We start from the raw sequence: 4,637 nt of genomic DNA, 5'->3' as shown, positions 1-4,637 counted from the left end.
TCCCACCGCCCCGATCCACCCTCACTCCTCCGCTCACACCGCGTCCCCCGATCTCTCCGGTAACGCCGCCTCCTCCTTCGCCGCGAGTTTCCGCAGCATCTCCAGGACCCGGTCCCTGGACTCGTCCGCCGCGTCGATGGCCTCCATGCACTGCCAGTACGTCGTCTGGTCGGGGGCCGTGGAGGCGAGGCCGACGAGGGCGATGCCGACCTCGCCGAGGAGGCCGCCGAGGCACAGGAGGGCCTGGCGGGCGTCGTCGAGCTCGGTGAGCTGGGCGGCGCGCAGGTCCTCGGGCGCGAGGTCGGGGGCGTCGAGGACCCCGCAGCCCCGGCCCGCGAGCTCCGTCAGCCCGAGGGCCTCGCCGCGCAGCTCGGGCGGCCCCGAGACCGCGAGACGGCTGCCGATCGCCTGCGCGAGGGCCTGCGCCTGCCACACCTCCGCGAGGAGCTCGGCGCCGTCACCGCCCCTCGCCAGCGCCCACCGGCTCGCCAGGATGAGCCGCACCGCGTCCATGGGCCACCCCCGTCCGTCCAGGACCCGTTCCTCACGCGTCCGCCTCAACTCACCAGTCCACTACCCAGAGTGAGGGACCGTGAGACGAAAAGCCAGAGGAAGGCGGAAATCTGTGGACAACAAATCGGTTTCGGACGGCTGAACGATTACTCACAGCAACAACGGACGTGGCCATTCCACGACCCTCCTCATTCCGCTTCGACCGCGCCCCCCGCCGCCGGGAACCGCTTCTCGTTGCGTTCGATCTTCGCCGCGAGCGCGGCGAGCGGGTCGACGCCGAGGACCTCGCAGAACTGGAGCAGATACGCGAGCACGTCGGCGACCTCGTCCCGTACACGGTGGGCGGTGTCCGGGTCGGACATCACCCGGGCCGATTCCTCAGGGGTCAGCCACTGGAAGATCTCCACGAGTTCGGACGCCTCCACGCTGAGCGCGGCGACGAGGTTCTTCGGGGTGTGGAACGGCTGCCAGTCGCGGGCGGCGGCGAACTCGGCCAGCCTGCGCTGGAGTTCCGGCACGTCGAGGGGGGTGGTCTCTCCTGTCACCCGTCAAGGTGTACCACCGTGACCCCGCCCGCCCCGTGCGCCCACGAGGCGTCGGGCGAGGTGCCGAGCAGCCGGAGGTGCCCGCGCTCGGCCATCAGGACGGCGAGTTCGAGGAGCGCGTACCGCTGCCGGAGGTCGAGGTGGCTGTCGAAGTTGTCGGCGAGGACCGTCAACGCGTTGAAGGGCGTGGGGAGTTCGCGCGGCGCGTCGACCGTCAGGACGCCGGGCCCGGTGAGCAGGGCCAGCGCGAGGCCCAGGTGGCGCAGCTCGCCGTCGCCGAGCCGCGGCAGCGCGGTGATCCCGCCGCCGCGGTCGAGTACGGCGTGCAGGCGGCCGTCCGCGAGCGCCTCGGCGCGCAGGTCCACGACCGGGCCCGCGCATCCGGCGTCCACCGCGACGACCAGGGCGGCGTGGCGCAGGGCGCACTCGGCGCGGGTGCGGAAGACCACGTCAGCGAAGTTGTCGCAGCCGGTCATGAGGCGCCCGGAGCCGGGGCGGACGGGGACGCGCATCGCGTCAGGGTCGGGGTCGCAGAAGAAGACGGACCGCAGGGCGACGACCATCTGCTCGGCGGCGGCGATCACGCGGCGCTGCGCGTCGGTACGTCCGGAGACGCGTAACGGCAGTAACGCGGTGCCGAGTTGGTCGTCCGGGAAGGGGGCGCGCATCCGCGCCGTCGAACCGCCGGTGTGCCAGGCGGCGTCCACGTACGGCCGGGCCGGGTCCCGTAACGCGGTCTCCAGCAGCACCGTGCCGCCCACGCTGAGCCGCTCCCCCACGATCCGCATCCGCGGCTCGGCCTGTACGGCGACGTCGAGCGCGACGGGACCCTCGGGGCCGTCCGCCGTACACCCGATCCGGAATCCCCGCCGCCCCTCCCCGTCCGCGCGCGCCCACACCGGCACGCACTCCGCCACATCCGTGAACACCTCCCGCACCGCACTCCCGCCCCCGAGCCGCGACAACGCCGCGTACGCGCGCAGCGCACTGCTCTTCCCACTCCCACTGCGCCCGCTGAACAACGTCACCGGCCCCAGCCGGTAGACCCCACGCCGGTGGTTGGCATAGGCGGAGAGCCGCAACTCGATGACCCGAGGCCGCCGAACCGACCCGCCCTGCTCCCCGCCAGAACCGGGATACGGCGGCAGCGCGGCAACGACGCCGGCGATACCGGATTCGCCCGCCACCCGCCCGGCCCGGCTACGAGGCGGCGGCACCCTCGGCGCACGCAGGGTCCGCGCAACCGCCTGCTGCGACCGGGGCTGCGACGCACGAGAAACACGGGATACGGCCATGCCGGGACCGTAGGAGTTCCCCGGCCGGGCGAACCGTTCCGCCCGCCCCACGTTCCCCCGAACGAGCGACCGCCCCACCGCGATCCGGTCACCACAACTGACCGAAACCGGCGATGGTGCGACTGTCGGGTTTGTCAGCCAGGTGGAGCTTGCCAGGCCGCGGAGAAGAGGGCGGACGCGTCATCGGACCTGACGCCGGTACGGACTCCGGCACGGCTGAGGGGCGAGACCTGAGCGGCCACCCGGCGAGGAGCCCCCGCGCACCACTCGAAGAGGCCCTCCCGGCAGCCGCAGCCCCGCGCCACCCGCAGTGCCCGGCATTCCGCCGCGCCGGCTCCGGCCCGAGCCCCTCAGAACTCCGGCACTCGCTCTCGCAAGGCGCCGGGGGAGAGCGCCGACCGCCGGTCCGGCAAGGCGAACACGACCGCGCCGAAACGCCTGCCTCAGCACCCCCGCCTCGCCGGTTCAGCTGCCCCGCACCCGATACCGTCCGAGGCCGCCCGGCCCGCTCACGGCATCACCGGAGCGCCCGGCGTCCCCGCCTAGACCCCCGCCCCCTCCATGATTCCGCTGACCTCGGTGCCCGGGGGTGTGAGCAGGAACACGTTGCGGTCCACCCGGTGCATGCCGCTGGCCAGGCCGAAGACCACGCCTGTGGAGAAGTCGAGGACGCGTTTGGCGACCTCCGTCTCGGCGCCGGTGAGGTCGAGGAGGACCGGGATGCCGGCCATCAGGGTCTCGGCCACCTCTCTCGCGTCGGCGAAGACGTTGATCCTGAGGACCACGAAGCGGCGGCGCGCCTCCGTGTCGGGCTCCGGGAGGGAGCGGTGGTCGACCGCTGAGGGCCACGCGTCGCGCCCCCGGAGCGGCACGACCTGGGCGAGCCCTTCCCACTGCTCATCGGTGACGTCGTAGCGGTTCACCGGCACCCCCCGAACTGACTCGCGTTCCATGCTGCACCAGCCAATTCTTACGCCATGTCACCCGTTCGGCCCAACAGCGACACGGACGGCGACAGCAACGCGCCGGTTCTCACCCCGTTCACACGCTCGGCGCCGGCGTCAGCCCTGGCGGGTGAAACTCAGGGCGGCGGTGATGGTCGTCCGGTCCTTCATCATGCCGAGCTGGTTCCAGTCGAGCCCGAAGTCCTTGCGGTCGATGACGAATTCGGCGTTGAGCGTGACCGCGTCGGCGCTGACGTCGGCGAGGGCGGCGGTGAAGGTGTGCGGGCGGCTCACGCCGCGCACGGTGAGCTGGCCGGTGACGTGCACCTGGTCCGAGCCGCGCAGTTCCGCCGTCCGCACGGCGTAGGTGATCTCCGGGTGGTTGTCGGTGTCGAAGAAGTCCGCGGAGCGCAGGTGGACGTCCCGTTTCGTGTTCTTCGTGTCGATGGAGGCGGCGTCCACGGTGAACACGCCGGTCGCGGCACCCCCCTCGCCTACCTCACCGCTGCCGGTGACGCCGGAGAAGACGCCCTTCACGGTGACCAGACCCCACATCGTCTTGTGCTTCAGCGCGACGGTGGTGGTGGTCGGGTCCAGCTGCCAGAGCCCTGTTGCGACGGCGACGGTCATGGTTCACAACTCCCGGTCGAGAAGGTCATCCAAATTTGGACGAGGGAAGCGTACCCAGTTATCCAAATCTGAACAACCCGGTGGGGAAAATCGGCACCGCCGATACACTCGAACCCATGGCCGCCAGCGAGGAACACCCCACCGACCTGCCCGGATGCCCTGAAAAAGCGGAGGGCGGAGAGCTCCCCCGCGAGCTGCGGAGCTGGATGCTGCTGCTGGCCGCGACCGGCGCGGTGGAACAACGCCTGCACACGCTCCTCAAGGACCGGCTGGACGTCTCCCACGACGAGTTCCTGGTCCTGTGCCTCCTCGCGGACCGCCCCGAGGGCCTGCGCATGACCCGCATCGCAGAACTCCTGGGCCGCCCCAAGACCCGCCTCACCTACCAGATCGCCTGCCTCCAGCACGCCGGCCTGGTCACCCGCGCCTCCGTCTGCGGCGACAAACGAGGCATCGCCGTGATGCTCACGGACAAGGCCCGCGACCTCCTGCGCGAAACGTCATGCACCCTGGCGACAACGGTCCGCGAAGCACTGACCGAGGTGATGGGCCCGACGCAGGTGAACGCCCTGTGCGGGCTGTTGCCGGACCTGGCGGGGGCCGAGGGCCACGAGACGCGGGACGAAGGGCCGGAGACCCTGCGGGAGACGACGACCGAGGAACGCCCCACGCAGAGCGTCCGGTAGCCGCCCCCGCCACCCCCTACCCCC

General features: G+C 71.7%; 6 protein-coding genes. 1 reads left to right on the top strand and 5 read right to left on the bottom strand.

The genetic code is table 11. The features are described from left to right. Positions 1 to 33 precede the first annotated feature (33 nt). The 5 genes from AOK24_RS32495 to AOK24_RS32475 all read right to left on the bottom strand — a co-directional run bounded on the left by AOK24_RS32495 (position 34) and on the right by AOK24_RS32475 (position 3,927). Positions 34 to 513, bottom strand: a complete 480-nt coding sequence (locus AOK24_RS32495) for a DUF6099 family protein (protein ID WP_055723608.1) — start codon at positions 511 to 513, stop codon at positions 34 to 36. Positions 514 to 701: 188 nt separating this feature from the next. Beyond that, positions 702 to 1,058, bottom strand: a complete 357-nt coding sequence (locus AOK24_RS32490) for a nucleotide pyrophosphohydrolase (protein WP_055723607.1) — start codon at positions 1,056 to 1,058, stop codon at positions 702 to 704. Further along, positions 1,055 to 2,353, bottom strand: a complete 1,299-nt coding sequence (locus tag AOK24_RS32485; protein ID WP_079057102.1) for a biotin transporter BioY — start codon at positions 2,351 to 2,353, stop codon at positions 1,055 to 1,057. The genes AOK24_RS32490 and AOK24_RS32485 overlap by 4 nt, the downstream gene beginning before the upstream one ends. Before the next feature lie 542 nt (positions 2,354 to 2,895). Continuing rightward, entirely contained in the window at positions 2,896 to 3,306 is a 411-nt protein-coding gene (locus AOK24_RS32480) for a cell division protein SepF (protein ID WP_193555232.1), read from the bottom strand. Between the two features lie 108 nt (positions 3,307 to 3,414). Next, a complete protein-coding gene (locus AOK24_RS32475) occupies positions 3,415 to 3,927 on the bottom strand; it encodes a YceI family protein (protein WP_055723605.1) in 513 nt (170 codons plus the stop codon). A 116-nt stretch (positions 3,928 to 4,043) separates the two neighbouring features. On the opposite strand from AOK24_RS32475, the gene AOK24_RS32470 reads away from it, so the two are divergent. Next, positions 4,044 to 4,613 carry a MarR family winged helix-turn-helix transcriptional regulator gene (locus tag AOK24_RS32470; protein ID WP_055723604.1) on the top strand — a complete coding sequence of 190 codons (570 nt, stop codon included), beginning with the start codon at positions 4,044 to 4,046 and terminating at the stop codon, positions 4,611 to 4,613. Positions 4,614 to 4,637: the final 24 nt, after the last annotated feature.

Source organism: Streptomyces niveiscabiei (assembly GCF_001419795.1).
Taxonomy (GTDB): domain Bacteria; phylum Actinomycetota; class Actinomycetes; order Streptomycetales; family Streptomycetaceae; genus Streptomyces; species Streptomyces niveiscabiei.
This window is presented reverse-complemented; position numbering and strand designations above follow the sequence as displayed.